This window comes from Caballeronia sp. GAWG2-1, assembly GCF_023631405.1.
GTDB lineage: Bacteria > Pseudomonadota > Gammaproteobacteria > Burkholderiales > Burkholderiaceae > Caballeronia.
In genome coordinates this window covers 218260-242684 of record NZ_JALQDD010000013.1, presented here as the reverse complement: position 1 = coordinate 242684, position 24425 = coordinate 218260, and the positions used below count along the sequence as shown (strand labels likewise).

General features: G+C 60.3%; 22 protein-coding genes and 2 tRNA genes. 17 read left to right on the top strand and 7 right to left on the bottom strand.

Translation table 11 applies throughout. The annotated features are described in order from the left end of the window. Positions 1–18: 18 nt before the first annotated feature. Complete coding sequence (locus NCR98_RS09445; RefSeq protein WP_244825750.1) at positions 19–561, bottom strand: YhbY family RNA-binding protein; 543 nt, start codon at positions 559–561, stop codon at positions 19–21. Positions 562–884: 323 nt separating this feature from the next. Between NCR98_RS09445 and NCR98_RS09440 the strand changes: the two genes are divergently transcribed. From NCR98_RS09440 to phoR, 11 genes are all read left to right on the top strand, one after another. Continuing rightward, the gene (locus tag NCR98_RS09440; protein ID WP_244825748.1) at positions 885–1559 is read left to right on the top strand and encodes an RlmE family RNA methyltransferase; all 675 of its coding nucleotides are present in this window, start codon (positions 885–887) and stop codon (positions 1557–1559) included. A 173-nt stretch (positions 1560–1732) separates the two neighbouring features. Next, positions 1733–3619 (top strand): ATP-dependent zinc metalloprotease FtsH, encoded by a 1887-nt coding sequence (gene ftsH / locus NCR98_RS09435; RefSeq protein ID WP_244825747.1) that lies wholly within the window; start codon positions 1733–1735, stop codon positions 3617–3619. 225 nt (positions 3620–3844) lie between these two features. Further along, on the top strand, positions 3845–4645 hold the full coding sequence (folP, locus tag NCR98_RS09430; protein WP_250526104.1) for a dihydropteroate synthase: 801 nt from the start codon (positions 3845–3847) through the stop codon (positions 4643–4645). A gap of 93 nt (positions 4646–4738) precedes the next feature. Then, positions 4739–6097, top strand: a complete 1359-nt coding sequence (gene glmM, locus NCR98_RS09425) for a phosphoglucosamine mutase (RefSeq protein ID WP_250526046.1) — start codon at positions 4739–4741, stop codon at positions 6095–6097. 204 nt (positions 6098–6301) lie between these two features. After that, on the top strand, positions 6302–7333 hold the full coding sequence (gene pstS / locus NCR98_RS09420) for a phosphate ABC transporter substrate-binding protein PstS (protein ID WP_244825745.1): 1032 nt from the start codon (positions 6302–6304) through the stop codon (positions 7331–7333). 126 nt (positions 7334–7459) lie between these two features. Then, entirely contained in the window at positions 7460–8443 is a 984-nt protein-coding gene (pstC, locus tag NCR98_RS09415; protein ID WP_244825744.1) for a phosphate ABC transporter permease PstC, read from the top strand. Continuing rightward, a complete protein-coding gene (gene pstA / locus NCR98_RS09410) occupies positions 8440–9327 on the top strand; it encodes a phosphate ABC transporter permease PstA (protein ID WP_244825742.1) in 888 nt (295 codons plus the stop codon). The genes pstC and pstA overlap by 4 nt, the downstream gene beginning before the upstream one ends. A gap of 15 nt (positions 9328–9342) precedes the next feature. Beyond that, a complete protein-coding gene (gene pstB, locus NCR98_RS09405) occupies positions 9343–10218 on the top strand; it encodes a phosphate ABC transporter ATP-binding protein PstB (RefSeq protein ID WP_409015218.1) in 876 nt (291 codons plus the stop codon). Positions 10219–10267: 49 nt separating this feature from the next. Then, a complete protein-coding gene (gene phoU, locus NCR98_RS09400) occupies positions 10268–10972 on the top strand; it encodes a phosphate signaling complex protein PhoU (protein WP_244825740.1) in 705 nt (234 codons plus the stop codon). Between the two features lie 33 nt (positions 10973–11005). Beyond that, positions 11006–11707 carry a phosphate regulon transcriptional regulator PhoB gene (phoB, locus tag NCR98_RS09395; protein WP_244825738.1) on the top strand — a complete coding sequence of 234 codons (702 nt, stop codon included), beginning with the start codon at positions 11006–11008 and terminating at the stop codon, positions 11705–11707. A 70-nt stretch (positions 11708–11777) separates the two neighbouring features. After that, entirely contained in the window at positions 11778–13091 is a 1314-nt protein-coding gene (gene phoR, locus NCR98_RS09390) for a phosphate regulon sensor histidine kinase PhoR (protein ID WP_244825736.1), read from the top strand. 1357 nt (positions 13092–14448) lie between these two features. Here phoR and ppk1 read toward each other — a convergent pair. Then, entirely contained in the window at positions 14449–16512 is a 2064-nt protein-coding gene (gene ppk1, locus NCR98_RS09385) for a polyphosphate kinase 1 (protein WP_250526045.1), read from the bottom strand. Positions 16513–16764: 252 nt separating this feature from the next. On the opposite strand from ppk1, the gene ppx reads away from it, so the two are divergent. Next, complete coding sequence (gene ppx / locus NCR98_RS09380) at positions 16765–18276, top strand: exopolyphosphatase (protein WP_244825732.1); 1512 nt, start codon at positions 16765–16767, stop codon at positions 18274–18276. An 18-nt stretch (positions 18277–18294) separates the two neighbouring features. On the opposite strand, the gene NCR98_RS09375 is transcribed toward ppx, so the two are convergent. Together NCR98_RS09375 and NCR98_RS09370 are read right to left on the bottom strand one after the other, a co-directional pair. Continuing rightward, entirely contained in the window at positions 18295–19107 is an 813-nt protein-coding gene (locus NCR98_RS09375; protein WP_250526044.1) for a GNAT family N-acetyltransferase, read from the bottom strand. Positions 19108–19246: 139 nt separating this feature from the next. Then, positions 19247–19705 carry a SixA phosphatase family protein gene (locus NCR98_RS09370; protein ID WP_250526043.1) on the bottom strand — a complete coding sequence of 153 codons (459 nt, stop codon included), beginning with the start codon at positions 19703–19705 and terminating at the stop codon, positions 19247–19249. A gap of 138 nt (positions 19706–19843) precedes the next feature. On the opposite strand from NCR98_RS09370, the gene NCR98_RS09365 reads away from it, so the two are divergent. The 3 genes from NCR98_RS09365 to NCR98_RS09355 all read left to right on the top strand — a co-directional run bounded on the left by NCR98_RS09365 (position 19844) and on the right by NCR98_RS09355 (position 20615). Further along, positions 19844–19920: transfer RNA gene (locus NCR98_RS09365), tRNA-Pro, on the top strand. Positions 19921–20002: 82 nt separating this feature from the next. Beyond that, positions 20003–20182: a hypothetical protein gene (locus NCR98_RS09360; RefSeq protein ID WP_250492611.1), complete on the top strand. Its 180-nt coding sequence runs from the start codon at positions 20003–20005 to the stop codon at positions 20180–20182. Between the two features lie 289 nt (positions 20183–20471). After that, on the top strand, positions 20472–20615 hold the full coding sequence (locus tag NCR98_RS09355; protein ID WP_250509279.1) for a hypothetical protein: 144 nt from the start codon (positions 20472–20474) through the stop codon (positions 20613–20615). Between the two features lie 38 nt (positions 20616–20653). Here NCR98_RS09355 and NCR98_RS09350 read toward each other — a convergent pair whose 3' ends face one another. From NCR98_RS09350 to NCR98_RS09340, 3 genes are all read right to left on the bottom strand, one after another. Next, the gene (locus tag NCR98_RS09350; RefSeq protein WP_370652024.1) at positions 20654–20974 is read right to left on the bottom strand and encodes a hypothetical protein; all 321 of its coding nucleotides are present in this window, start codon (positions 20972–20974) and stop codon (positions 20654–20656) included. Positions 20975–21002: 28 nt separating this feature from the next. Beyond that, entirely contained in the window at positions 21003–21689 is a 687-nt protein-coding gene (locus NCR98_RS09345) for a peptidoglycan DD-metalloendopeptidase family protein (protein WP_250526042.1), read from the bottom strand. Positions 21690–21802: 113 nt separating this feature from the next. After that, complete coding sequence (locus NCR98_RS09340; RefSeq protein ID WP_250526041.1) at positions 21803–22705, bottom strand: aldose epimerase family protein; 903 nt, start codon at positions 22703–22705, stop codon at positions 21803–21805. A 565-nt stretch (positions 22706–23270) separates the two neighbouring features. On the opposite strand from NCR98_RS09340, the gene NCR98_RS09335 reads away from it, so the two are divergent. Both NCR98_RS09335 and NCR98_RS09330 read left to right on the top strand, forming a co-directional pair. Beyond that, complete coding sequence (locus NCR98_RS09335; protein WP_250526040.1) at positions 23271–24101, top strand: undecaprenyl-diphosphate phosphatase; 831 nt, start codon at positions 23271–23273, stop codon at positions 24099–24101. 109 nt (positions 24102–24210) lie between these two features. Beyond that, positions 24211–24287 (top strand) — tRNA-Arg (locus tag NCR98_RS09330). Positions 24288–24425: the final 138 nt, after the last annotated feature.

The following is a 24425-nucleotide window of genomic DNA, read 5'->3' as shown; positions in this document are numbered from 1 at the left end:
ATCGTCCGCGCCGTTTCATCATTTGACGGCCTGATGTTGACGCTTCGAGCCAGCCTGACGCTTCTTCGCGCGCTTGACGTTGCCGCCCGCGGTGACGCGTTCGTTACCTAGCACTTTGAGCGTTTGTTTGCGGGGCTTCTTGACGGCGGGTGCGTCGCGCGTGATCTTGACGGCCTTGACGATGCGCGGCGCGCGACCCTTGGTCGAACGCTCCTCGGCAATTTCACCCGCGCTCGGCGGCATGGTGCTGCGGGTGCGGGCGGTGCGGGTCTTGGCGGGCGCGGCGCCTTCCGGTCTCCAGATCACGAGCAGCTTGCCGATATGCTGAACAGGCGCGGCATCCAGGCGATCGCAGATTTCGTCGTAGATGCCAACGCGTGCTTCACGCTCGTCGCCGAACACGCGAATCTTGATGAGCTGATGCGCTTCGAGGTGCACGCCGATTTCTTTCAGCACGGCCTCGGTCAGACCTTCGGCGCCGACGAGCACGACCGGATTGAGGGCGTGAGCCTGGGAGCGCAGATCGGCGCGCTGGGCCGGGGAAAGTTTAAGAGCTGGCATGTGGAATAAGGGACTCGACTAAAATGTGGGCGGCGGGTTTGGCGTCGGCTGGGCGTTGCAGCGCTGTCGGACGCACGAAGCGCTGGCGGTATGGACACGCGGCGCCGTCATGGACCGATCAGATGAAAAGCACCTGAAGTGCTGGGCAAGCCGCCCGAATAAACAAATAGGCCGGAAACGCAAATTTCGAGCGCTTTGCAGCGCACGGGAACCGGTCCGGCCGACAAGACGCGTATTATCCGCTAAAAGCATTGCGCGATACAGCAAGAATAAGCACGCGCGCAAGAGGTTAGTCCCCGGCGCGCAGCATAGGCTCAGTTTGAATGGCAAAGAACCGGTTTAATCATTCGTGGTTGCATGACCACATCAACGACCCTTACGTGAAGATGGCGCAGCGCGAGGGCTATCGCGCGCGCGCGGCGTACAAACTCAAGGAGATCGACGAGCAGGACAAGCTCATCAAGCCAGGGCAGGTGATTGTCGACCTCGGCTCGACGCCCGGCTCGTGGAGTCAATACGCGCGTAACAAACTCGCTCAGGGTGCGAAGCGCGATGCGCAGCGCGAAGGCGGTATAGACGGCACGATCATCGCGCTCGACCTTCTGCCGATGGACCCCATTGCCGATGTCACCTTCATTCAGGGCGACTTCCGCGAAGACGCCGTGCTTGCGCAACTCGCGGAAATTGTTGGCGAGCGTCAGGTAGACCTTGTTATTTCCGACATGGCCCCAAACCTGTCTGGCGTGGCGAGCGCGGATGCAGCGCGTATCGAACATCTTTGCGATTTGGCGCTGGAGTTCTCGCAGAACCATCTGAAACCGGACGGTGCGTTGCTGGTCAAATGTTTTCACGGCAGCGGTTACAGCCAAATCGTCGAGAAGTTCAAGCACCAGTTCAAAGTGGTGGCGCCGCGCAAGCCCAAGGCGTCTCGCGACAAATCGTCGGAGACTTTTGTACTCGGGCGGCGGCTCAAACATCCGACTGTGGAACACGAGTAAATCGTTTCGGCGAAAAATAGCGATATTTTCGCCGAATATGTCGAAAAACCCCTGTCTTCCGCTATTTGCGCGGTAGATAAACCTTATGGCAGGGGTTTGCGGTCTGGATTAGAATGCTTTGGTGGCGCCGCAAGGTTTATGTAGGCGCCCGTCTATGAGTGAGGAGTGGTGCTTTGAACAACAATATGTTCTCTAAAGCGGCAGTGTGGCTCGTGATCGCACTGGTGCTGTTTACGGTGTTCAAGCAGTTCGATAAGCCCCGCGTCCAGGAAGGTGTGTCCTATTCGCAGTTCATGGACGACGCGAAGAACGGCAAGGTGAAGAATGTCACCGTTCAAGGGCGGAATCTGACGGTCACTCCGGCAGACGGCCAGAAATACCAAATCGTGTCGCCTGGCGACATTTGGATGGTCGGCGATCTGATGAAATACGGCGTTCAGGTTAGCGGCAAGGCTGACGATGAACCCAACGCGCTGGTTTCCGCGCTGTACTACCTTGGACCGACCATTCTCATCATCGGTTTCTGGTTCTACATGATGCGGCAGATGCAGGGGGGCGGCAAAGGCGGGGCCTTCTCGTTCGGCAAGTCGCGAGCGCGGCTGATCGATGAAAACAATAACGCTATCAATTTCACCGATGTCGCGGGTTGCGACGAAGCGAAAGAAGAAGTGTCCGAGCTCGTCGACTTCCTGCGCGACCCGCAGAAATTCCAGAAGCTGGGCGGCCGCATTCCACGAGGAGTGTTGCTGGTCGGACCTCCTGGCACGGGTAAGACGCTGCTGGCTCGCGCTATCGCGGGTGAAGCGAAGGTGCCGTTCTTCAGCATCTCGGGTTCCGACTTCGTGGAAATGTTCGTCGGCGTGGGCGCGGCTCGCGTTCGCGACATGTTCGAGCAAGCAAAGAAGCACGCGCCTTGCATCGTGTTCATCGACGAAATCGACGCGGTCGGTCGTCATCGCGGCGCCGGCATGGGCGGCGGTAACGACGAACGCGAGCAGACTCTCAATCAGATGCTCGTGGAAATGGACGGCTTCGAAGCGAATTCCGGCGTTATCGTGATCGCTGCGACGAACCGTTCCGACGTGCTCGACAAGGCGCTCCTGCGTCCGGGTCGTTTCGACCGTCAGGTGTATGTCGGTCTGCCGGACATTCGCGGTCGCGAACACATCATGAAGGTGCATCTGCGCAAGGTGCCGATTGCGAACGACGTCGACGCTTCGGTCATCGCGCGGGGTACGCCGGGCTTCTCGGGTGCCGATCTCGCAAACCTCGTCAATGAAGCTGCGCTTTTTGCGGCGCGTCGCGGCAAGCGGATCGTCGAGATGCAGGACTTCGAAGACGCGAAGGACAAGATTTTCATGGGTCCGGAGCGCAAGTCGGCTGTCATGCGCGAGGAAGAACGTCGCAACACGGCTTTCCACGAGTCGGGTCACGCCGTGGTGGCGAAGTTGTTGCCGCATGCCGATCCGGTGCACAAGGTTACGATCATGCCGCGCGGATGGGCATTGGGTGTCACCTGGCAATTGCCTGAACACGACCGCGTGAATTTGTATCGCGACAAAATGCTGGAAGAAATCGCGATTCTGTTTGGCGGCCGTGCAGCGGAAGAAGTGTTCCTGAATTCCATGTCCACCGGCGCGTCCAACGACTTCGAGCGCGCGACCAAGATGGCTCGCGACATGGTGACGCGCTACGGTATGTCGGACACGCTTGGCACGATGGTCTACGTCGACACCGAACCCGAAGGCATGTTCGGCAAGCTGGGCGCGAAGACGGTTTCGGAAGCCACGCTGCAAAAGGTCGATTCGGAAATCCGCCGCATCCTGGACGAGCAGTATCAGCTCGCCCGCAAGCTGCTGGAAGACAACCGCGCGCGCGTGGAAGCCATGACGAAGGCGCTGCTCGAATGGGAAACCATAGACGCAGACCAGATCACGGACATCATGGAGGATCGTCCGCCGCGTCCGCCGAAGAACCTGCCGCCGCCTTCGGGTGATACGCCTCCGGGCGGCAACAGCGGCACGGAAGTCAAGCCGGGCAGCGCAACCGCGCCGGCCTAAGCTCTTCTAGTCCGATCATGGGCCGGTGTGCATCGCACTCCGGCCCATTTTTGCTTTATGGCTCACGACGGCGCACACATCGGATCACACTTCGCGCGTGCGTTACGCTCCTTGCAGCAATCCAGCTTTTTTCCGACACGCTTGATCACTCCATCTCCCTCCCAGTTTTCAGCGCAGCCGCTGCAATGCGGTCGGTTCACGCTGACATTCGAACGTCCGCTCGTGATGGGCATTCTCAACGTCACGCCTGACTCGTTCTCCGATGGCGGCCGCTTCCTTCCGCGCGATGCCGCTCTGGCGCGCGCCGAGCGCATGCTTGCCGACGGCGCGGACATCATCGATATTGGCGGCGAATCGACTCGTCCGGGCGCGCCGCCGGTTCCGCTGGCCGAGGAACTCGAACGCGTGGTGCCGATCGTCGAAGCGTTGCAGGACATGAACGTTCCGCTTTCGGTCGATACCTACAAGCCCGCCGTGATGCGCGCCGCGCTCGATGCAGGCGCGGACATGATCAACGACATTTGGGGTTTACGTCAGGAAACCGCGCTCGATGCCGTTAAAGACAGTAACTGCGGCTTGTGCGTGATGCATATGCTCGGCGAACCGCGCACGATGCAACTTCACGAGCCGGTGTACGCCGACGTCATCGCGGACGTCCGTGCGTTTTTCGCCGAACGAATCGCGGCGCTGGCGCAGGCGGGGATCGCGCTGGAGCGCGTAAGTCTCGATCCGGGCTTCGGCTTCGGCAAGACCGTCGAGCATAATTACGCGCTGCTGGCGAACCTCGCCGCGACGCTGCCGGTAGGCAAGCGGTATCCGCTGCTCGGGGGAATGTCGCGCAAGTCGATGCTCGGCGCAGTCACCGGGCGCGCGGCGAACGAACGGCTTGCGGCGAGCGTGAGCGGGGCGGTTTGCGCGGCGGAGCGCGGTGCGGCGATCATCCGCGTGCACGACGTCGCGGAAACCGTGGATGCGCTGAAAGTCTGGCGAGCCACGAAAGACGCCACGCATCACGAGAAGCATTGAAAGAACTTCGGCGAAGGCGCACGCGCCGAATCGATCAACACATGTCGCGGGCCAAGAACAGGCGCCATATGTCCGCGAGGAGGGTCAGTAACAATGGCACGTCGATATTTTGGAACTGATGGAATTCGCGGGCGCGTCGGCGAGGCGCCGATCACACCGGATTTTGTTCTCAGGCTGGGGTATGCGGCCGGCAAGGTGCTCGCGGGAGCGGACCGTTCGCCGCAAAAGGGCAACCGTCCGACGGTGCTTATCGGCAAGGACACGCGGGTTTCCGGCTACATGCTCGAAGCCGCGCTGGAGTCGGGCTTTTCCGCCGCGGGCGTCGACGTGATGCTCGCCGGCCCGATGCCCACGCCCGGCGTCGCGTATCTCACGCGCGCGCTGCGGCTTTCGGCGGGCGTGGTGATCAGCGCATCGCACAATCCGTACGACGACAACGGCATCAAATTCTTCTCCGCCGACGGCAACAAGCTGCCGGACGAAGTCGAACTGCAAATCGAAGCGCAGCTCGACCAGCCGATGGCTTGTGCGCCCTCCGAGCGTCTCGGCAAGGCGAAGCGTCTGGACGACGCGGGCGGGCGCTATATCGAGTTCTGCAAGAGCACTTTCCCGGCGAGCTTCGATCTGCGCGGCCTCAAGATCGTGCTCGATTGCGCGCACGGCGCCGCCTATGACGTCGCGCCGCACGTGTTCCACGAACTGGGCGCGGAAGTCGTGCCTATTGGCGTGTCGCCGAACGGCTTCAATATCAACGATAATGTCGGCGCCACCGCGCCCGATGCGCTCGTGCGCACGGTGCTCGAACACAAGGCGGATATCGGCATCGCGCTCGATGGCGACGCTGACCGCCTGCAAGTCGTCGATTCCACCGGCCGGCTTTTCAACGGCGACGAACTGCTCTACGTGCTGGTCAAGGACCGCATCGCGACGGACGGCAAGGTGGATGGCGCGGTCGGCACGCTGATGACCAACATGGCCGTGGAAGTGGCGTTGAAAGAGGCGGGCGTGAAGTTCGTGCGCGCGGCCGTCGGCGACCGTTACGTGCTCGAAAAGCTGCGCGAGAACGGCTGGCAACTCGGTGCGGAAGGCTCGGGCCACATTCTTTCGCTCGACCGGCATTCCACGGGCGACGGCATCGTGTCCGCGCTGCTTGTGCTCGCCGCCATCAAGCGCGGTGGCAAATCCCTCGCGGACATGCTCGACGGCGTCAGCCTGTTTCCGCAGAAACTGATCAACGTGCGCATGAGTCCGAACGCGGACTGGAAAAATAATGCGGCCATTCGCCGCGCGATCGAAGATGCCGAGCGGGCCCTCGAATCGCACGGGCGGGTACTGATTCGCGCCTCGGGAACCGAACCGGTACTGCGCGTCATGGTGGAAGCGGCTGCGCATCAGGATGCGGTTAAACACGCGGAAACGATTGCTCAGGTCGTGAAGGACGCGACTTCGTAGACGATCCCTTAAGCGCGTCACGTCTCACCAAAAGCGGACTACGGTCCGCTTTTTCTTTGGTTACAAGCCAACGCACGTTCGACTTTCAGTGCGTAAGCGCAATGACACGCGGTGTTCATCAAAAGTCACGGTACTGTCACGAAGAGTGCCTATATTTCGCCGTGTCGGTTCTCTCGCTACACGCTCACACACTCTGGAGGTCTCATGAAATTGATGCAATCCGCGCTGGCCGGCGTCATCGGCGCAATGTTCGCCGTCTCCGCATTCGCCACGGATATCACCGGCGCGGGCAGCACCTTCGCAGCTCCCATCTACACCAAGTGGGCTGACGCCTACCAAAAAACGGGCGGCGGCAAGGTGAACTATCAAGGCATCGGCTCGTCGGGCGGCGTCAAACAGATCATCGCGAAGACGGTGGATTTCGCGGGCTCGGACGCACCGCTGAAAGATGAAGAACTCACGAAGGAAGGCCTGTTCCAGTTCCCGACGGTCGTCGGCGGCGTGGTGCCGGTCATCAACGTGCCGGGCGTGAAGGCCGGTGAAGTGACGCTGTCGGGCGAAGTGCTCGGCGACATCTACCTGGGCAAGATCAAGAAGTGGAACGACCCGGCTATCGCCGCGCTGAACCCGAAGGTCAAGCTGCCGGATACCGACATCGCCGTGGTGCGCCGCGCCGACGGATCGGGCACGAGCTTCATCTGGACGAACTATCTGTCGAAAGTGAATCCCGAGTGGAAGTCGAAGGTCGGCGAAGGTTCGACGGTCAACTGGCCGACGGGCACGGGCGGCAAGGGCAACGACGGCGTTGCGGCGTTCGTGCAGCGTCTGCCGGGCGCGATCGGCTACGTGGAGTGGGCGTATGCCAAGCAGAACAAGATGACCTACGTGGGTCTCAAGAACGCGGCTGGCACGGTCGTCGAGCCGAAGACAGAGACCTTCAAGGCGGCGGCTGCCGGTGCGGACTGGTCGAAGTCGTTCTACCAGATCCTCACGAACGAGTCGGGCCAGAACGCATGGCCGATCGTCGGTGCAACGTTCGTTCTGCTGCACGCCACGCAGGACAAGGCGCCGCAAGGCACGGAAACGCTGAAGTTCTTCGACTGGGCGTTCAAGAACGGCAACCAAGCCGCGAACGATCTCGACTACATCTCGCTGCCGGATTCAGTAGTCGCCGAAATCCGCACGCAATGGAAGGCGAAGGTCAAGGACGCGTCGGGCAAGGCGGTTGCGCAGTAAGCGGTACCATGGTCTGAAACTGTCCTAAGCTCTTGAAGTCAGGACGGAAATGCAGTGCAGGCAATGCCGCGCGGCACGTCGAATGACGTGCCGCGCGCTCTGACAAGCAGCACAACCAAGGCTCCCATGTCGGACATCAACTTAGCGTCGGCACCGCCGGCCGCGCATACGCAGCGCGCGCCGAGCCGTTTCGGCGACATCATATTCGGCGGCATCACGCGGCTCGCGGCCGTGGTGACGTTGCTTCTGCTTGGCGGCATCATCGTTTCGCTCGTCATTGCGTCGATGCCGACCATCGAAAAGTTCGGACTCAGCTTTCTCTGGCGCGCGGAGTGGGACCCCCAGACAGATAGCTTCGGCGCGCTCGTGCCGATCTACGGCACCATTGCCACGTCGATCATCGCGCTCATCATCGCCGTGCCGGTGAGCTTCGGCATCGCGCTCTTCCTCACGGAACTCTCGCCCGCGTGGCTGCGCCGGCCGCTCGGTGTCGCCATCGAATTGCTCGCGGCGATTCCCTCGATCGTCTACGGCATGTGGGGTCTGCTCGTGTTCGCGCCGATCTTCGCGGAATACTTCGAAAAGCCGCTCGGCCATCTGCTCGGCGACGTGCCAGTCATCGGCATGTTCTTCAAGGGCGCGCCTATCGGTATCGGCATCCTGTGCGCGGGCGTGATCCTCGCCATCATGATCATTCCGTACATTGCCTCGGTGATGCGCGACGTCTTTGAAGTCACGCCCGTGCTTCTCAAGGAATCGGCATACGGCATCGGCTGCACGACCTGGGAAGTGATGTGGAAGATCGTGTTGCCGTACACGCGCGCCGGTGTGATCGGCGGCGTGATGCTCGGCCTCGGCCGCGCGCTCGGCGAGACCATGGCGGTGACGTTCGTGATCGGCAACACCAATCTGCTCGACAACGTGTCGCTGTTTTCGCCGGGCAACAGCATCACCTCGGCGCTCGCCAACGAATTCGCCGAAGCAAGCCCCGGCCTGCATACGTCGGCGCTGATGGAACTCGGGCTCATCCTGTTCGTGATCACGTTCGTCGTGCTCGCGTTGTCCAAGCTGATGCTGCTGCGCATGGAACGCGGGGAGGGAGTCAAGTGAGCCGTCCCGCCACCTTCAATCAGGACCCCGACCGCGTGGACGCCACGCGCAAGAAGCTGCAGAGCCGTCGACGCGGCACCAATGCGATCGCGCTGACGCTCTCGCTGGCCGCGATGGCTTTCGGCCTTCTGTGGCTCGTGTGGATTCTCTTCACGACGCTTAAGCTCGGCGTCGCTGGCCTGTCGCTCGAACTCTTCACGCAGTCGACGCCGCCGCCGAACACCGATGGCGGCGGTCTTGCCAACGCTATCGTCGGCAGTCTGATGCTCGTCATCATCGCCACGTTCATCGGCACGCCGCTCGGCATTCTGGCGGGCGTCTATCTCGCGGAATATGGCCAGAAGCGTTGGCTCGCGAGCGTCACGCGCTTCATCAACGACATTCTGTTGTCGGCGCCTTCCATCGTCGTGGGCTTGTTCGTGTATGCGCTCGTCGTCGCGAAGATGGGTCGCTTCTCGGGATGGGCCGGCGTGATCGCGCTCGCCTTGCTGCAGATTCCGATCGTCATCCGCACCACTGAAAACATGCTGAAGCTCGTGCCGAACGCGCTGCGCGAAGCGGCTTTCGCGCTCGGCACGCCCAAGTGGAAGATGGTGATGTCGATCACGCTGAAGGCGTCGATCGGCGGCATCGTCACGGGCGTGTTGCTGGCGGTCGCGCGGATTGCCGGCGAAACCGCGCCGCTGCTCTTCACGTCGCTGTCGAATCAGTTTTTCTCGTGGGACATGAATCAGCCGGTGGCGAACCTTCCGGTCACGATCTACAAGTTCGCGATGAGCCCGTTCCCGCAATGGCAGACGCTCGCGTGGGCCGGTGTGTTCCTTATTACGCTCGGCGTGCTGGGTTTGAATATCCTCGCGCGCACGATTATCTCGAAGAAATAAAGGCGGAGTGATTCCATGAACATGGTCGAAAGTGGTGTCAACCACCTTGATTCGAAAGCGGATGCGGCGCCCGTCGAGCGTGGTCCCATTCCTGGCAGCGTGCGTCCGAAGCACGGCTCGCAAGCCGCCGATTCGATCAAGCCGAAGATCGAAGTGAAGAACCTCAATTTCTTCTACAACAAGTATCACGCGCTGAAGAACATCAACCTGCGCATTCCCGAGAAGAAGGTGACGGCGTTCATCGGACCTTCGGGCTGCGGCAAGTCCACGCTCCTGCGCACCTTCAACAAAATGTACGCGCTTTATCCCGAGCAGCGCGGCGAAGGTGAGATTCTGATGGACGGCGTCAACCTGCTCGACACGACGCGCGACATCTCGCTTTTACGCGCGCGCGTGGGCATGGTGTTCCAGAAGCCTACGCCGTTTCCCATGTCGATCTACGACAACATCGCGTTCGGCGTGAAGATGTTCGAACAACTGTCGCGCTCGGAGATGGACGACCGCGTCGAATGGGCGCTTACCAAGGCCGCGCTCTGGAACGAAGTGAAGGACAAGCTGCAGCAAAGCGGCTACGGATTGTCGGGCGGCCAGCAGCAGCGCCTTTGCATTGCGCGCGGCATCGCCATTCGTCCGGAAGTGCTGTTGCTCGACGAGCCCTGCTCGGCGCTCGACCCGATTTCCACGGGCCGTATCGAGGAACTTATCGCGGAACTGAAAAGTGACTATACGGTTGTGATCGTCACGCACAACATGCAGCAGGCAGCCCGTTGCTCGGACTACACTGCATACATGTACCTTGGCGAGCTGATCGAATTCGGCGATACGGAGAAGATCTTCATCAAGCCCACGCGCAAGGAAACGGAAGACTACATCACGGGCCGTTTCGGCTGATCCGGCCAGATCAGGCGAACTGAAACATAAAAGGACTTAAGGAGCACATATGTCCGATAAACATCTGTCGAGCCAGTTCGACGCCGATCTCAACGCGGTGTCGTCGAAAGTGCTGCAAATGGGCGGTCTCGTGGAGTCGCAGATCATCGCGGCCATGCAGGCACTCAACGAATTCGACATGGCGATCGCCGATCAGGTGATTGCCGCCGAAGTGCGTTTGAACACGATGGAAGTCGAGATCGACGAAGAGTGCAGCAACATCATCGCGCGACGCCAGCCGGCCGCGCGCGACCTGCGTCTGCTCATGGCGATCTCGAAGACCATCACGAACCTCGAACGCGCCGGCGACGAAGCTGAAAAGATCGCGAAGCGCGTGAAACGCATCAACGAAGACGGCGCGGGCCGCGCGGTGAATATCGCGGAGATCAAGCTCTCGGGCGAGATGGCCGTGTCGATTCTGCGCCGCGCGCTCGACGCGTTCGCGCGTCTGGACACCGTGGCCGCCGCGCAGATCGTGCGCGACGACAAAGCCATCGACGACGAATTCCGCGCCTTCGTGCGCAAGCTCGTCACCTACATGATGGAAGACCCGCGCACCATTTCCGCCGGCCTCGACTATCTGTTCATTGCGAAGGCGGTGGAGCGTATCGGCGATCACGCTAAGAACATCGCCGAGTTCATCATCTACATCGTGAAGGGTACGGACGTGCGGCATATCTCGCGCGACCAGCTCGAACGCGAAGCGCTCAGTTAATCTTCTCTCAAAGCAAAAGGTCAAGAGGTGCCGATGCCCAGCAGTATCCTCGTCATCGAAGACGAACCCGCGATCTCCGAACTGATCTCGGTGAATCTGCAACACGCGGGACATTGCCCGATTCGCGCGTATAACGCTGAGCAGGCGCAAAACCTGATCAGCGACGTGCTGCCCGATCTCGTGCTGCTCGACTGGATGCTGCCCGGCAAGTCCGGCATTGCGTTCGCGCGCGACTTGCGCAACAACGAGCGCACGAAGCATATTCCGATCATCATGCTGACCGCGCGCGGCGACGAGCAGGACAAGGTGCTCGGGCTCGAGATCGGCGCGGACGACTACGTCACCAAGCCGTTTTCGCCGAAAGAATTGATGGCGCGCATCAAGGCGGTGTTGCGCCGGCGTGCCCCGCAGCTGACGGAAGATGTGGTTGCCATCAATGGTTTGCGGCTCGATCCGGCGACGCATCGCGTGGCGGCGAGCCATTCCGGCAACGACATCAAGCTCGATCTCGGCCCGACCGAATTCCGCTTGCTGCATTTTTTCATGACGCATCCGGAGCGCGTGCATAGCCGCACGCAGTTGCTGGATCAGGTGTGGGGCGATCACGTATTCGTCGAAGAGCGCACGGTCGATGTTCACATCAAGCGCCTGCGCGCCGCGCTCAAGCCCGCGGGCTGCGATGCTATGATCGAAACGGTGCGCGGCAGCGGATATCGGCTCGCGAAGAGCGCCTGATAAGCGTGCTCTAGTCTCTGCCGCATGTTTATGACGAACCGCGCGTTCGTCGCTTGGACTCGCCGACAACATGAATATCATCTGGACGCGGTCAGTCGTGTCCCTCGTACTGCTCGCCGCGCTCTGTGCGGCGATCGGCGCGTTTGCCGGCGTGCGCGTGGCGCTGGCTGTCGCCGTCGTCATGCTGGTCCTGCAGGGCTTTTTCGCCACCTATCACACACAGCGTCTCTGGCGTCTGCTCGAAGCGCCCGTGTATGGCGAAGTGCCTAGCGCGCTCGGCATTTGGGGCGAAATCTATTACCGCTTGCACAAGCTGGCGAAACGCTGGCATGCGCAAGTGCGGCAGGTCGAGCAACAGCATTCGCGCTTCATTCAGGCGATCCAGGCTTCGCCCAATGGCGTGGCGATGCTCGACGATCACGATCAGATCGAGTGGTGCAACGCTATCGCCGAGAAGCATTTCGGGCTCGATGCCAAACGCGATTTGCGCCAGCACATCACGCATCTCGTGCGGCACCCGGACTTCATTCGCTATCTCAACTCGCATCATTACGAGGAAATGCTCGTGATGCGCGGCATGGGCGTGAACCGGCAGCACACGGTATCGGTGCAGGTATTTCCTTATGGCGATCATCGCAAGCTGATACTCACGCAGGACATTACCGAACTCGAGCGTACCGATTCGATGCGACGCGATTTCGTCGCCAATGTCTCGCATGAATTGAAGACGCCGCTGACGGTGTTATCGGGCTTTCTTGAGACCATGCGTGAGTTGCCGCTCAGCGAGGCGGACCGCATGCGTTATCTGGACATGATGGAACAGCAGGCTTCGCGCATGCAGAACATCGTGCGTGATCTTTTGGTGCTTGCGAATCTGGAAGGCGATGTGCGTCCGCCTGGCGACGAGTTGCTGGATATGCGCGCGGTGATGCGGCATCTCGAAGACGACGCGGTGAATCTTTCTGGCGGGCGTCATCGGATTGCCTTTCATATCGATGATTCGTTGACTATCGCAGGCGCGGAGACCGAGGTCGTCAGTGCTCTGGGGAATCTCGTTACCAATGCGGTGCGTTATACGCCGGATGGCGGGGCGATTGAAGTCTCTTGGCAACGTGTGGCGGATCGGGCGGTTTTCACGGTGCGTGATAGCGGGTATGGGATTCCCGCAGAGCATATTCCGCGGCTTACCGAGCGGTTTTATCGCGTGGATCGGAGTCGGTCGCGGGATACGGGTGGCACCGGGCTCGGGCTTGCTATCGTCAAGCATGTGCTGCAGCGGCATCATGCGGAGCTCGATGTCAAAAGTGAAGTCGGGAAGGGAAGTACGTTTGTTGTTCGGTTTCCTTCTTCAAGGACTGCTTTGAGGAAGTCTTTGGCGGCTTAGGGGTTTTTGTTTAGCTTCCTGGGAAGTTGAGCCGTTGTCTCGCGGTTTGTTTCAGTAGCCGCCTTCCCGGCGGAGGGGTGACTTTCTTTCCTGCTGCAAAGAAAGTCACCAAAGAAAGCAGCTTAGGAACCGGCTTCTGGAGCACAACTGGTTTCTCGCTATTTACCACAAGCCCTTTGGGCACTTCCCATTGCTAACGTTCGTCGTAGGTCAATTTCCAGGCGCACGCTTCTCTTTTAGGCTGCTTCGAGGAAGCCTTTGGCCGCTTAGAGATCTTTGTTTAGCGCTTGCTAGGAAGTTGTACCGTTGTCTCGCGTTTCGTTTCAGTAGCCGCCTGCCCGGCGGAGGGGTAACTTTCTTTGCTGCTGCAAAGAAAGTCACCAAAGAAAGCAGCTTAGGAACCGGCTTTTGAAGCACAACTGGTTCCTCGCTATTTACCACAAGCCCTTTGGGCACTCCCCGTCGCTCACGCTCGTGGTAAATCGTTAGCACGCGCAAGCGAATAGAGCCATCACGCCGCCTAACGAAAAAGCGCATGCGTGTTCTACATGTGCCAGGAGTAGAACACACATACGGTGGCCGACCAAAACGCAAAATAAATTACGACGCCCTAATGGTTAACTTTGCACCTACACCCTAAGAAAAGAACAACGAGACAAAGGTCTTCCTTAACGCTGTCTAGTGACAAGTCTGTGCTTAACGTAGATTTACCGCCGGCATTAGCGAGGGGGTGTGCTCAAGGGGTTTGTGGTAAATAGCGGGGAACCAGTTGTGCTTCAGAAGGCGGTTCTACAGCTGCTTTCTTTGGTGACTTTCTTTGCAGCAGCAAAGAAAGTTACCCCTCCGCCGGGCAGGCGGCTACTGAAACAAACCGCGAGACAACGGCTCAAATTCCCAGAAGGCGCCGGTGCTAGATAAAGCATTCACCACAAGCATGAGCAATGAGAAGTGCCCAAAGGGCTTGTGGTGAATAGCGAGGAACCAGTTGTGCTTCAGAAGCCGGTTCCAAAGCTGCTTTCTTTGGTGACTTTCTTTGCAGCCGCAAAGAAAGTTACCCCTCCGCCGGGGAGGCGGCTACTGAAACAAACCGCGAGACAACGGCTCAAGTTCCCAGAAGGCGCCGGTGCTAGATAAAGCATTCACCACGAGCATGAGCAATGAGAAGTGCCCAAAGGGCTTGTGGTAAATAGCGAGGAACCAGTTGTGCTTCAGAAGCCGGTTCTAAAGCTGCTTTCTTTGGTGACTTTCTTTGCAGCCGCAAAGAAAGTTACCCCTCCGCCGGGGAGGCGGCTACTGAAACAAACCGCGCGACAACGGCTCAAGTTCCCAGGAAAAAACCGACCACAAAACCAACGCCCTAAGAACAAAACTTAGCCAACAACCCCAACTGCGCATTGCGAATAGCCTTCCCCGACCGCCGCTTACGATAATGCCCATCGCTCTGCATGACCCAGGCAGACTGATTATCCCCAAGACAGACGGATAACCCTTCAGCAATCACCCGACGCTTAAGCCGCCGATCGCGAATCGGAAACGCCACCTCGACGCGTCGAAAGAAGTTCCGATCCATCCAGTCCGCCGACGACAGATACACATCCTCTTGCCCGTTCGCATAAAAATAGAAGATGCGATGATGTTCGAGGAAGCGCCCGACAATAGACCGAACGGTAATATTCTCCGAAAGGTCCTCCACACCAGGCTTGAGCGAACAAACCCCACGCACGATCAAATCGATCTTCACGCCCGCATGCGATGCCTCGTACAAGGCAGCAATCACGGTAGGCTCGAGCAACGCATTCATCTTCGCGACGATCCGCGCCCGCCGGCCCGCACGCGCATGCTCCGCCTCGGTGCGAATCGCATCGATCAATTTCGCGTGCAAGGTAAAAGGCGATTGCCACAAAAGATGCAGCGGAATCTCTCCGCCAATTCCAGTCAGCTGCTGAAAGACATGATGCACGTCCTCGCACATCTGCTGATCAGCGGTCATGAGACCGAAGTCGGTATATAGACGCGCCGTGCGCGGATGATAATTTCCCGTGCCTAGATGCGCGTAACGCTTGAGCACCATCTTGCCGCCCTGCGACACGCGCCGCACGATCAACATCATCTTCGCGTGACACTTGTGGCCAACCACGCCATACACCACATGCGCGCCCACCGCTTCGAGTTGCGACGCCCAGTTGATGTTCGTCTCTTCATCGAAACGCGCCAGCAACTCGACCACTACCGTCACTTCCTTGCCATTGCGCGCGGCCTGCATGAGCGCATCCATCAAGGGCGAATCGGTGCCGGTCCGGTAGATGGTCTGCTTGATCGCCATCACTTGCGGATCTTTCGCCGCCTGCAACAGCAGTTCGAGCACCGGCTGAAAACTCTCGTAAGGATGATGCAGCAGGATATCGCCCTGATCGATCGCATCGAAAAGATTGGTCGTGTTGGCGATCGACTTCGGCACCGAAGGAATGTGCGGCACGAACTTGAGGTCCGGCCTGTCCACCATTTCAGGCAGTTGCATGAGCCGCACGAGATTCACCGGCCCGTTCACGCGATAACAATCGCGCTCGCTCAACTGGCTTTCGTCGAGCAGACGCCGCACGAGATGCGGTGGCGTCTCCGCCGATACTTCGAGCCGCACCGCATTGCCCAGATGCCGCGCGGGCAACTCACCCTGCAAGGCGACGCGCAGATTCGTGATCTCGTCTTCATCGACGAAAAGTTCGCTATTGCGCGTGATGCGAAACTGGTTGCAATTGCGCACGATGAGATGCGGAAACAGCTCGCTCACGAAGTGCTGCATGAACGTGCTCAGCAGCACGAAGCCATGCGGATAACCCGACAGCGCCTCGGGCATGCGCACGAGCCGCGGCAGCGCGCGCGGCGCCTGCACGATGCCCATCATGGCCTGACGGCCGAAAGCATCCGTGCCTTCCAGTTCGACAACGAAGTTCAGGCTCTTGTTCAGCACGCGTGGAAACGGATGCGCCGGGTCGAGGCCGATCGGCGTCAGCACCGGCAGCAGTTCGTTCAGGAAATATTCGCGCGCCCAGGCGTTTTGCTGCTCGCTCCAGCTTTCCGCGCCATGAAAATAGATGCCTTCCATCTCGAGCGCGGGCAAGACGATTTCATGCAGCATCACGTATTGCTGATGCACGAGGCGCTGCGCGCGTTCGGAGACGAGATCGTAGACATGCTGCAGCGACATGCCGTCCGGCGAGAGCGAGCCGGGGTTGTCGCGCATCTGCTCCTGAAGCCCGGCCATGCGGACTTCGAAGAATTCGTCGAGATTGCTGCTCGTGATGCAGATGAAGCGCAGGCGTTCCAACAAGGGAACCGAGATATCGGCGGCCTGCGCCAGAACTCGCTCGTTGAAACCTAGAATGCCCAGTTCGCGGTTGAAGAGCGGATAGCGTATGGACATCGGCTGGGAGAATGGTGTCTCGATCGGAAGGGCAAGGGAACGTTCGGATAGTCTCACAGTAAGATGGCTTTATTGTGACAGAACGATTGTCACAAATTCTACTCACATTGTGGTTAGCGTCGCTAGCGCAGGGCGCGTGATACCGCGGTCGAGCGTGATTCACCAATTGACATCGGCGCATAAGTAGTCGACGTAGAATAGAATCCTGCGCTGCAGCAAAGCGCGCCTCCTCCCACGATCCCTGGACATCCGATGGTCACTCATCCTCATCTTCTTGCCGCGGTCGACCTCGGATCGAACAGTTTCCGGCTGATCGTGGGGCGGGTGGAAGAAACGCCCGCAGGCAGCCAGATTTATCAAGTCGATGCCTTGCGCGAGGCCGTGCGCCTTGGCGCGGGTCTATCGAAGGACAAAATGCTCGACCGTGCGTCACAGTTGCGCGGGCTCGAAGCGTTGAAGCGCTTCGGCGAACGTCTGCGCGACTTTCATCCGGATCAGGTGCGCGCGGTGGCCACCAACACGCTCAGGGTGGCGAAGAACGCGCACGAATTCATCGGCGAGGCGGAAAGCGCGCTGGGTTTTCCGATCGAAGTGATCGCCGGTAGGGAAGAAGCACGGCTCATCTATGCGGGCGCCGCGCATTCGGTGCCGGCGAGCGCGGGCAAGCGCCTCGTGGTGGATATCGGCGGCGGCTCGACGGAGTTCATCATCGGCTCGCATTACACGCCGATTCATATGGAGAGTCTGTATATCGGCTGCGTGAGCCACAGCCGCACGTTCTTTCCGGCCGGCAATGTCGACGAATACACCATGCGCCAGGCCGAACTCGCGGCCAAGCGCGAAATCCAGATCATCTCGCGCGAATACAAGCAGACCGGCTGGGATCAGGCCATTGGTTCTTCAGGCACGGCGCGCGCGCTCGCGGAACTCGTCGAAGCGAACGATTTCAACGACCCTGGCATCACGCACGGCATTTCGCGCGGCGGGCTGGAGCGTCTGAAGCGCGCGGTCATCAAGGCGGAGAACGTCAATCGGCTGAAGCTCGTCGCGCTCAAGCCGGACCGCATTCCAGTGCTCGCGGGCGGCCTTTCGATCATGCTCGGCGTGTTCGAGGAACTGGGTATCGATTATGTGGATACCACCGACGGCGCCTTGCGTCTCGGCGTGCTCTACGACCTGCTCGGGCGTTCGCAGCATCAGGACATGCGCACCGTCACCGTGGAAGGCTTCAAGCGCCGTTATGGCGTCGATGCCGCGCAGGCCGAACGCATCGGCTCGCTCGCGATCAGCTTCTACGATCAGCTCGGCGAACCCGATGCGGAACGTCGCGAGGAAGAACGCATGTTCCTCGCATGGGCTTCGTCGCTTCACGAGATCGGCTTGTCGATTGCGCATAGCGCGTATCACAAGCATTCGGCGTATATCGCGAGCAACGCGGACATGCCGGGCTTTTCGCGCACGGACCAGGCGCGGCTCGCGACGCTTGTGCTGGGTCACGCGGGCAAGCTCGGCAAGCTCGCGCAAGCGCGCGATGTCGACTGGACATTGCTGTTTTGCCTGCGTCTTGCCGTGTTGCTGTCGCGCCGGCGCGCGGATGTGGGGCTGCCCGGCATCGAGGTGAAGAGCGCGGCGGGAGGCTTCGAAGTGCGGCTGTCCAACGAGTGGGTCGCGAGCAATCCGCTCACGGACTACAGCCTCGTTCAGGAAGCCATGGAGTGGGAAAAGATCGGGCGCCCGTATCGCGTGGTCTATACCGGCGATTGACGAACGCCGCGCCTTGAATCAACCGATGAAGTGCCGCGCATAACGCGCGTTGATATCCGACAGGCGGAAGAGGGTAAGAAAGTCCGCCGTGTTGAAATCCGGGTCCCACGCAGGCGCGCCGCATATCTTCGCGCCTAGACGCAGATAACCCTTCACGAGTGGCGGCGGGCTCACTTCCACGCCTGTGCGCAATTCCTCCACCGGCAGCGGCGTATGCGGGAACGCGTGATATTCGGGGGCGGCGAGGGCATCGGCGGCGAGCGACGTGTAAAGGTTCGCCGCGTAGTGCCCGCCGTCGACCATGCCGACGCTCGCGCAGCCAAGCATCGTTTCGTAGCCGTTGTGCTTCATGTAGGCCGCGAGCCCGCCCCATAGCGACATGATCACCGCGCCGTTGCGGTAGTCGGGATGCACGCACGAGCGGCCCACCTCGACGAGCTTCGGCCGCAGATGCGCAAGCCGCGACACATCGAACTCGCCTTCCGCATACAGCCGCCCAATCCGCGCGGCCTCATGCGGCGGCAGCACGCGATACGTGCCGACCACTTTCAACGTATCGAGATCGCGCACGAGCAGATGATCGCAGTAGGCGTCGAAGACATCGACGTCGAGGCCCGCAGGCCCCGAGAGGTGCGCGCCCATCTCCTCGGAGAACACGCGGTAACGCAGCCGCTGGGCTTCACGCACGGCGTCGCCGGAACGCGCCCACGACACTTGCAGCCGATGCTGGCCGGTGATGGTTTCCGCGGTACGCGGAAGCTGGCGGCGCGAATCGAGCGAGAGCGACGATGACGCTCTGGTTGGCAGGAAGGGCGTCGGCATATCGAGCATTGGCGTTCCTCGGCAGGACGAAAGCTTGAGGGTTTCGGTCCTCGCCAATGTAGTAACGCGCAATGACGCTCGCATGGCATCGCAGTGACGTTTCGATGAAACGACATTCTGTTGAACCTGCGATTACACGGCCTTTCGGCTAGAGCAGATCGGGGTTCGTCACCGCGCGCAGAACGACCTGGCCGTCGCCGTGACGCGAGCGCGACTGGAACCACCAGACGCCTGATTTCTTGATCGACCAGTCCGCTTCGTCGCCGGTCATGAGCCACGCGGCAACGTGTCCGAGCGTAGGCTGATGGCCCACGACGACCACCGTTTCCGCGATGCCATCGGGCCAGCCGGCGGCATCGAGCACGTCCTGTGCATGTCGGCCGGGCGCAAGTTGATCGATCACGCGATACTGATCGCCGAAGGCTTCGACGGTCTGAATGGTGCGCGTGGCCGGGCTTGCGATGAAGACCGCATCGTTGTCGATACGCGCCTTCAGCCACTTTGCGGTGCCTTGCGCCTGCTTGCGTCCGCGCGAGGTGAGTTGACGCGCGAGATCGCTTGCGGCCTGATCTTCGGCTTCGGCGTGACGCCAAAGGATGAGGTTCATCGTTGTCTCCGCAAATTCGAAATGGCAAGAGCTTGCATGACCGGGCAGCGGCCGTCACTCGCTAAAGTGGCAACATTCGTTCCCTCTGCCGGAAGTGTTTGCGGCGCCGCGGCAAGCAAGCTATAATCTGCGGCTTGTCGGAGCGTAGCGCAGCCTGGTAGCGCATCTGATTTGGGATCAGAGGGTCGAAGGTTCGAATCCTTTCGCTCCGACCACCATACACGAAGGGGTTACAAGTCACGGCTTGTAACCCCTTTGTCTTTATGACGTCGGGTTTGACGTCTTCTTGGGGACCTCATGCTGCGTAACTTCGTGTCCGTTCTAGGTGCCGCCACGCTTGCACTCATGCTGGCTGCATGCACCGAACCCGCCAATCAAAAGCATCCGCCGCAAGACCCGCCCGACTATAAGGGCGTACCGACCGACGACACCCCGCCGTCGATGCTCATCGCGCCGACGTCGGCCGATCCAAAGTGAAAGAAGGCGAAGCGCCGACGCATGAGCGCCGGCGCTTCTAACCCGCGCGGACTGTTCGCGCAGAGAGAAGCGCGGGCTGCAGACATTTTATGGAGGCTTGGCCTCGGCAACTGTGTGCGCTTGTTTCCGAGCGTAACGGCGTGCAAGTTTCAATACGCCGGCGCCACACCTTTGCGCGGTAGGAACAACGCGTCGGTCATCCATACTGACCTTAACTTCTAACTGACATTTAAGCGAAACATTTGCCGCAAGGTTAATATCCGACGACTTAGTGCATTCTGGTTTCGCCATGAATCTGCTGTCGGTTTTCGCTATCGTTGCTCCGCTCGCGCTTGCATTCCTCTTTGCGTTTGCCGCGCGTATCGATCCATTGTCCGGCCGCTGGCGAAAGAAAGCGCCGAAGCGCGATCGGACCAAGCCCGCGAGCGCGTGATGTTCCCTTGAGCGCTCACGCAGGCACGCATGCAAGCGTCACTGCTTGCAGCGGATCACCATCGAACGATTCTTGATGTTCGCGCCGAAGATACCCGCGACCGTGCCACCGGAAGTCGCGCCGTTGTCATTGTCCTTCGACACCACGTCGTATCCATATGCACCGCACACTTCGCCCGCTTGCTTGTAGCAGGCCGCCCAGCTCGTGCTCGCATCGCCGCCGCTGCAGTTGATGGCGAAGCCCGTGTCGCCGGATGGCAAGTAGGTCATGGTCGGGCCGTGGGCGCATCCGCCGAGCGCGCCGGTAAGCGCGAGAGCGGCAACGACTGCGCCCGGGTGGATTCTCTTCATCGAAATCATCGATCTTCCTCTTATGGTCCGTCTGCGTTCAACGCGACGGCAAGTAACGCGCCGGGTCCGTCGAGCGGCCCATGTAACGCACCTCGAAATGCAGCATGGTGCGGTCGCTGTCGGTATCGCCCATCTCGGCGATTTTCTGGCCCTGCTGCACGGTCTGGCCTTCCTTCACGAAGAGCGTCCTGTTGTGTGCGTAGGCGGTGAGGTAGTCCTCGTTATGCTTGACGATCAACATGTTGCCGTAGCCGCGCAAGCCGTTGCCCGCATAGACGACGCTGCCCGTCGCCGCGGCCACGATCGGCGTTCCCGCTGAATTGGCGATGTCGATGCCCTTCGAGTTGCTGCCGTTGAAGTTGCGGATGACGTCGCCTTGTGCGGGCCAGACGAGCGTGATGCCCGGTCCCGGCTTCGTCGCCAGTGCGGTGTCCGCGCTCTTCGGTGTGCTCGTGCTCGCCACGTTCGATGAAGCCGTCGCCGAGCCTTCCGGCGGCACCACGCGCAGCACTTGTCCGACTTCGATTGCATCGGGATTCGACAAGCTGTTCCAGCGCTTGAGATTGGCGACGGTGGTGCGATTGGCGCGCGCGATCTTCGTGACCGTATCGCCGCGCTCGACGCGATAGTAACCGGGCGCAACCGGACCGGAGCCGCAAGCGGAAAGCGTCACGACCGCCGCGACGAGCGATGTAAAAACGAACTGGCGGATTCTTTTATGCAAACCTGACCTCGTAAGGCGCCGCCGCGCGACGGGCGTTTGAAATTTTGCGCGGCGGATCGAAGGCAGGATTTTACCGTTTCGGGTTTCCCCTGACAGAAAGCCGTTTGCAACGTTTAGTCGGCGCGCGTGACGACGAGCCTGAGCAGCGCGGTCTCCGTTTTGCCCGGCGCGAGCCAGCGCAGGCCAAGACCGTTATGGATGGCATCGGGCAAGCCGATCCACGGCTCGACGCAATAGAAGTCCGATGTATCCGCCTCGGTCCAGGTCGTGACGGCAAACCACGGCACCGAATCGGGCTGATGCAGCTCGAAACTCACGGTGCGCTTCAGGCCCGGCATGTTCAGGCGCACAGGCTGATCGGAAGGACCCGTGAAGCAATGAAAGTTGTCGATGATGCTCGCGTCGCCCAACGAGTAGCGCGGCGAGCCAGGCGTCGCCTCGCTGATCGCGCCGCCGGCCAACTGATGCCGGCGCTCGGTGCGCGGCAGCTCCACGCTGCTTTGTGCCCGTTGATCGTGCGGCAGATGGAAATAGAAGTGATGTCCGGCGTAATAGGGCAGCGCCACTTCGCCGGGATTCGATGTCGTGAGTTCGACTTCGAGAGTCGTGGCATCGACGAGCCGGTACGCTGCCTCAAAGCGGAATGCGAACGGATAGCCTGCGCGCGTGTCGTCGCTGTCGACGAGCGTCATGCGCAGGCCGTGACCGTCGGCATCGCGCGTACAGGAGAACGGCAGGTCGCGCGCGAAGCCGTGTGTCGAGAGCGTGTGGACGACGCCGTCCTGATCGCGCCACTTGTTGATCTCGCCGTCGACGAAATGCCGGCCGAGAAACGGAAACAGCAGCGGATTGCCGCCGCGAATCTTGGGCGGATTGCTCCAGTCGGGCGCATCGGGCCAGTGGATGACGGGCTCGCCGTTCACTCGCCACGTCATGAGGCGGCCGCCGGCGCTCGGCGCGAGCAGGATTTCGGCGCCATCGCGCTCGATATGAATCACGTCTGGTTGAGATGACATGGTGCGAAGACGCTCCGGTGAAATGATGATCGCGCTGAAAACGGGCCTTGAAACCCCGACGATTCTGCCTTGCTTTGTCCTACGGAGAAACCCTTTGCGGGAAATTGCGACTGCCGTCTCATCTGACGATGTGTTGTTATAGCAACCGAATGTTGGAAATCAGACGGACAGGGAGTCACCATGGATCTGGCGATGGCAATGGGCGTCGCGATGTTCGGCCTCTTCGGCGCGAGCACGGCAATCTTTCTTTATAAGCTGAAGGGCTGAGCAGCGCGCCGCCTGCTCGCCGAGGTTCTTTCGGCTTGACTCGATATCGCTTTCTTATAAATTACTGATTGATTCGGTTTCGCTGACGTTTATAGATCGGTGACGCCTGTCGCACGCGTTTGTACGTTTTCCGCTTGGCGGTCCAACTACGGCTGTGCATAATCGGTCCCGACTTGCGCGCCGCACCATTTCCTCATCCCCTTCGATCTTCGTCTCGCCGCCTTCGGCCTTGCGCTTTGGAGCGAGGAAAGCACTCCGCGGCGCGTCTTCCTTCCTCTTTCATGAAAAGGACCGACGCGTGACTCTCTGGTTTCTTATTTTTCTGAGCGTGCTGCAGGGCGTGACCGAACTCTTTCCGGTCAGTAGCCTTGGACATACGCTGCTCGTTCCCGGCTTGATCGGCATGCATATCGACAAGCACGCGCCGCAACTGCTGCCGTTTCTCGTCGCCTTGCATCTCGGCACCGCGCTCGCGCTGCTGTGGTACTTCCGCAAGCGCTGGGTCGCGCTGATCGGCGGCTGGTTCGCTTCGCTCGGCGGTCGCCGCAACGACGACGGTCACATGATGTGGGCGCTCATCATCGGCACCATTCCGACGGGCATCGTCGGGCTGTTGCTCGAAAAGCGGCTCGAAGCGCTGTTTCACGATCTGCGTATCGTGGCGGCCGCGTTGATCGTCAATGGCGTGTTGCTGTGGTTCGGCGACAAGCTGCAACGCGCCCGTGCAGCACGCGCGCCTGAAAAGCTCACGTTCAAGCAGGCGTTTCTGGTGGGTCTTGCGCAGATCGGCGCGCTGATTCCCGGCTTCTCGCGCAGCGGTCTCACGATCATCGCGGGTGTCGGCGCCGGCCTGACGGCTGAAGCGGCGGCGGAGTTTTCGTTTCTGCTTGGCACGCCGATCATCTTCGCGGCCGGCGTGCTCGAATTGCCGAAGCTCTTTCACGCGCCCGGTCAGCTTTTCGATGCGTTGCTCGGCGGCGTGCTGACGGGTATCGCGGCTTATCTGAGCGTGCGTTTCCTGATGCGTTATTTCGAAGGTCACGGCAAGCTGGCATCGTTCGGCGTGTATTGCGTGATCGCCGGCATCTTCTTCTTCGCATGGTTCATGATGCATCCGCAGCCGTTGTAATGATGTCTGGCCGCGCCGCTTGCGGATTGAGGTAAAATCCTCGCTCTCTTGGGTGCGGCCGGTCTCGCTTGGCCTGCCACGCGCCCATGTCTCAAGTGGTTCCTCGTAACCGCCCTTAGCTCAGCTGGATAGAGCAACGGCCTTCTAAGCCGTAGGTCACACGTTCGAGTCGTGTAGGGCGGGCCAGAATCAGCGGTTGTTCCGAAGCGCGTTCAGGCGCATCTTTTTGCAAATCGTTCCGCCGTATTTTCGACGACCATTCGCTGTGTTCGTCGCACTCGCCAAGCGTGAACTTCGTCATCCGCTGCGAGCGGAATGATTACT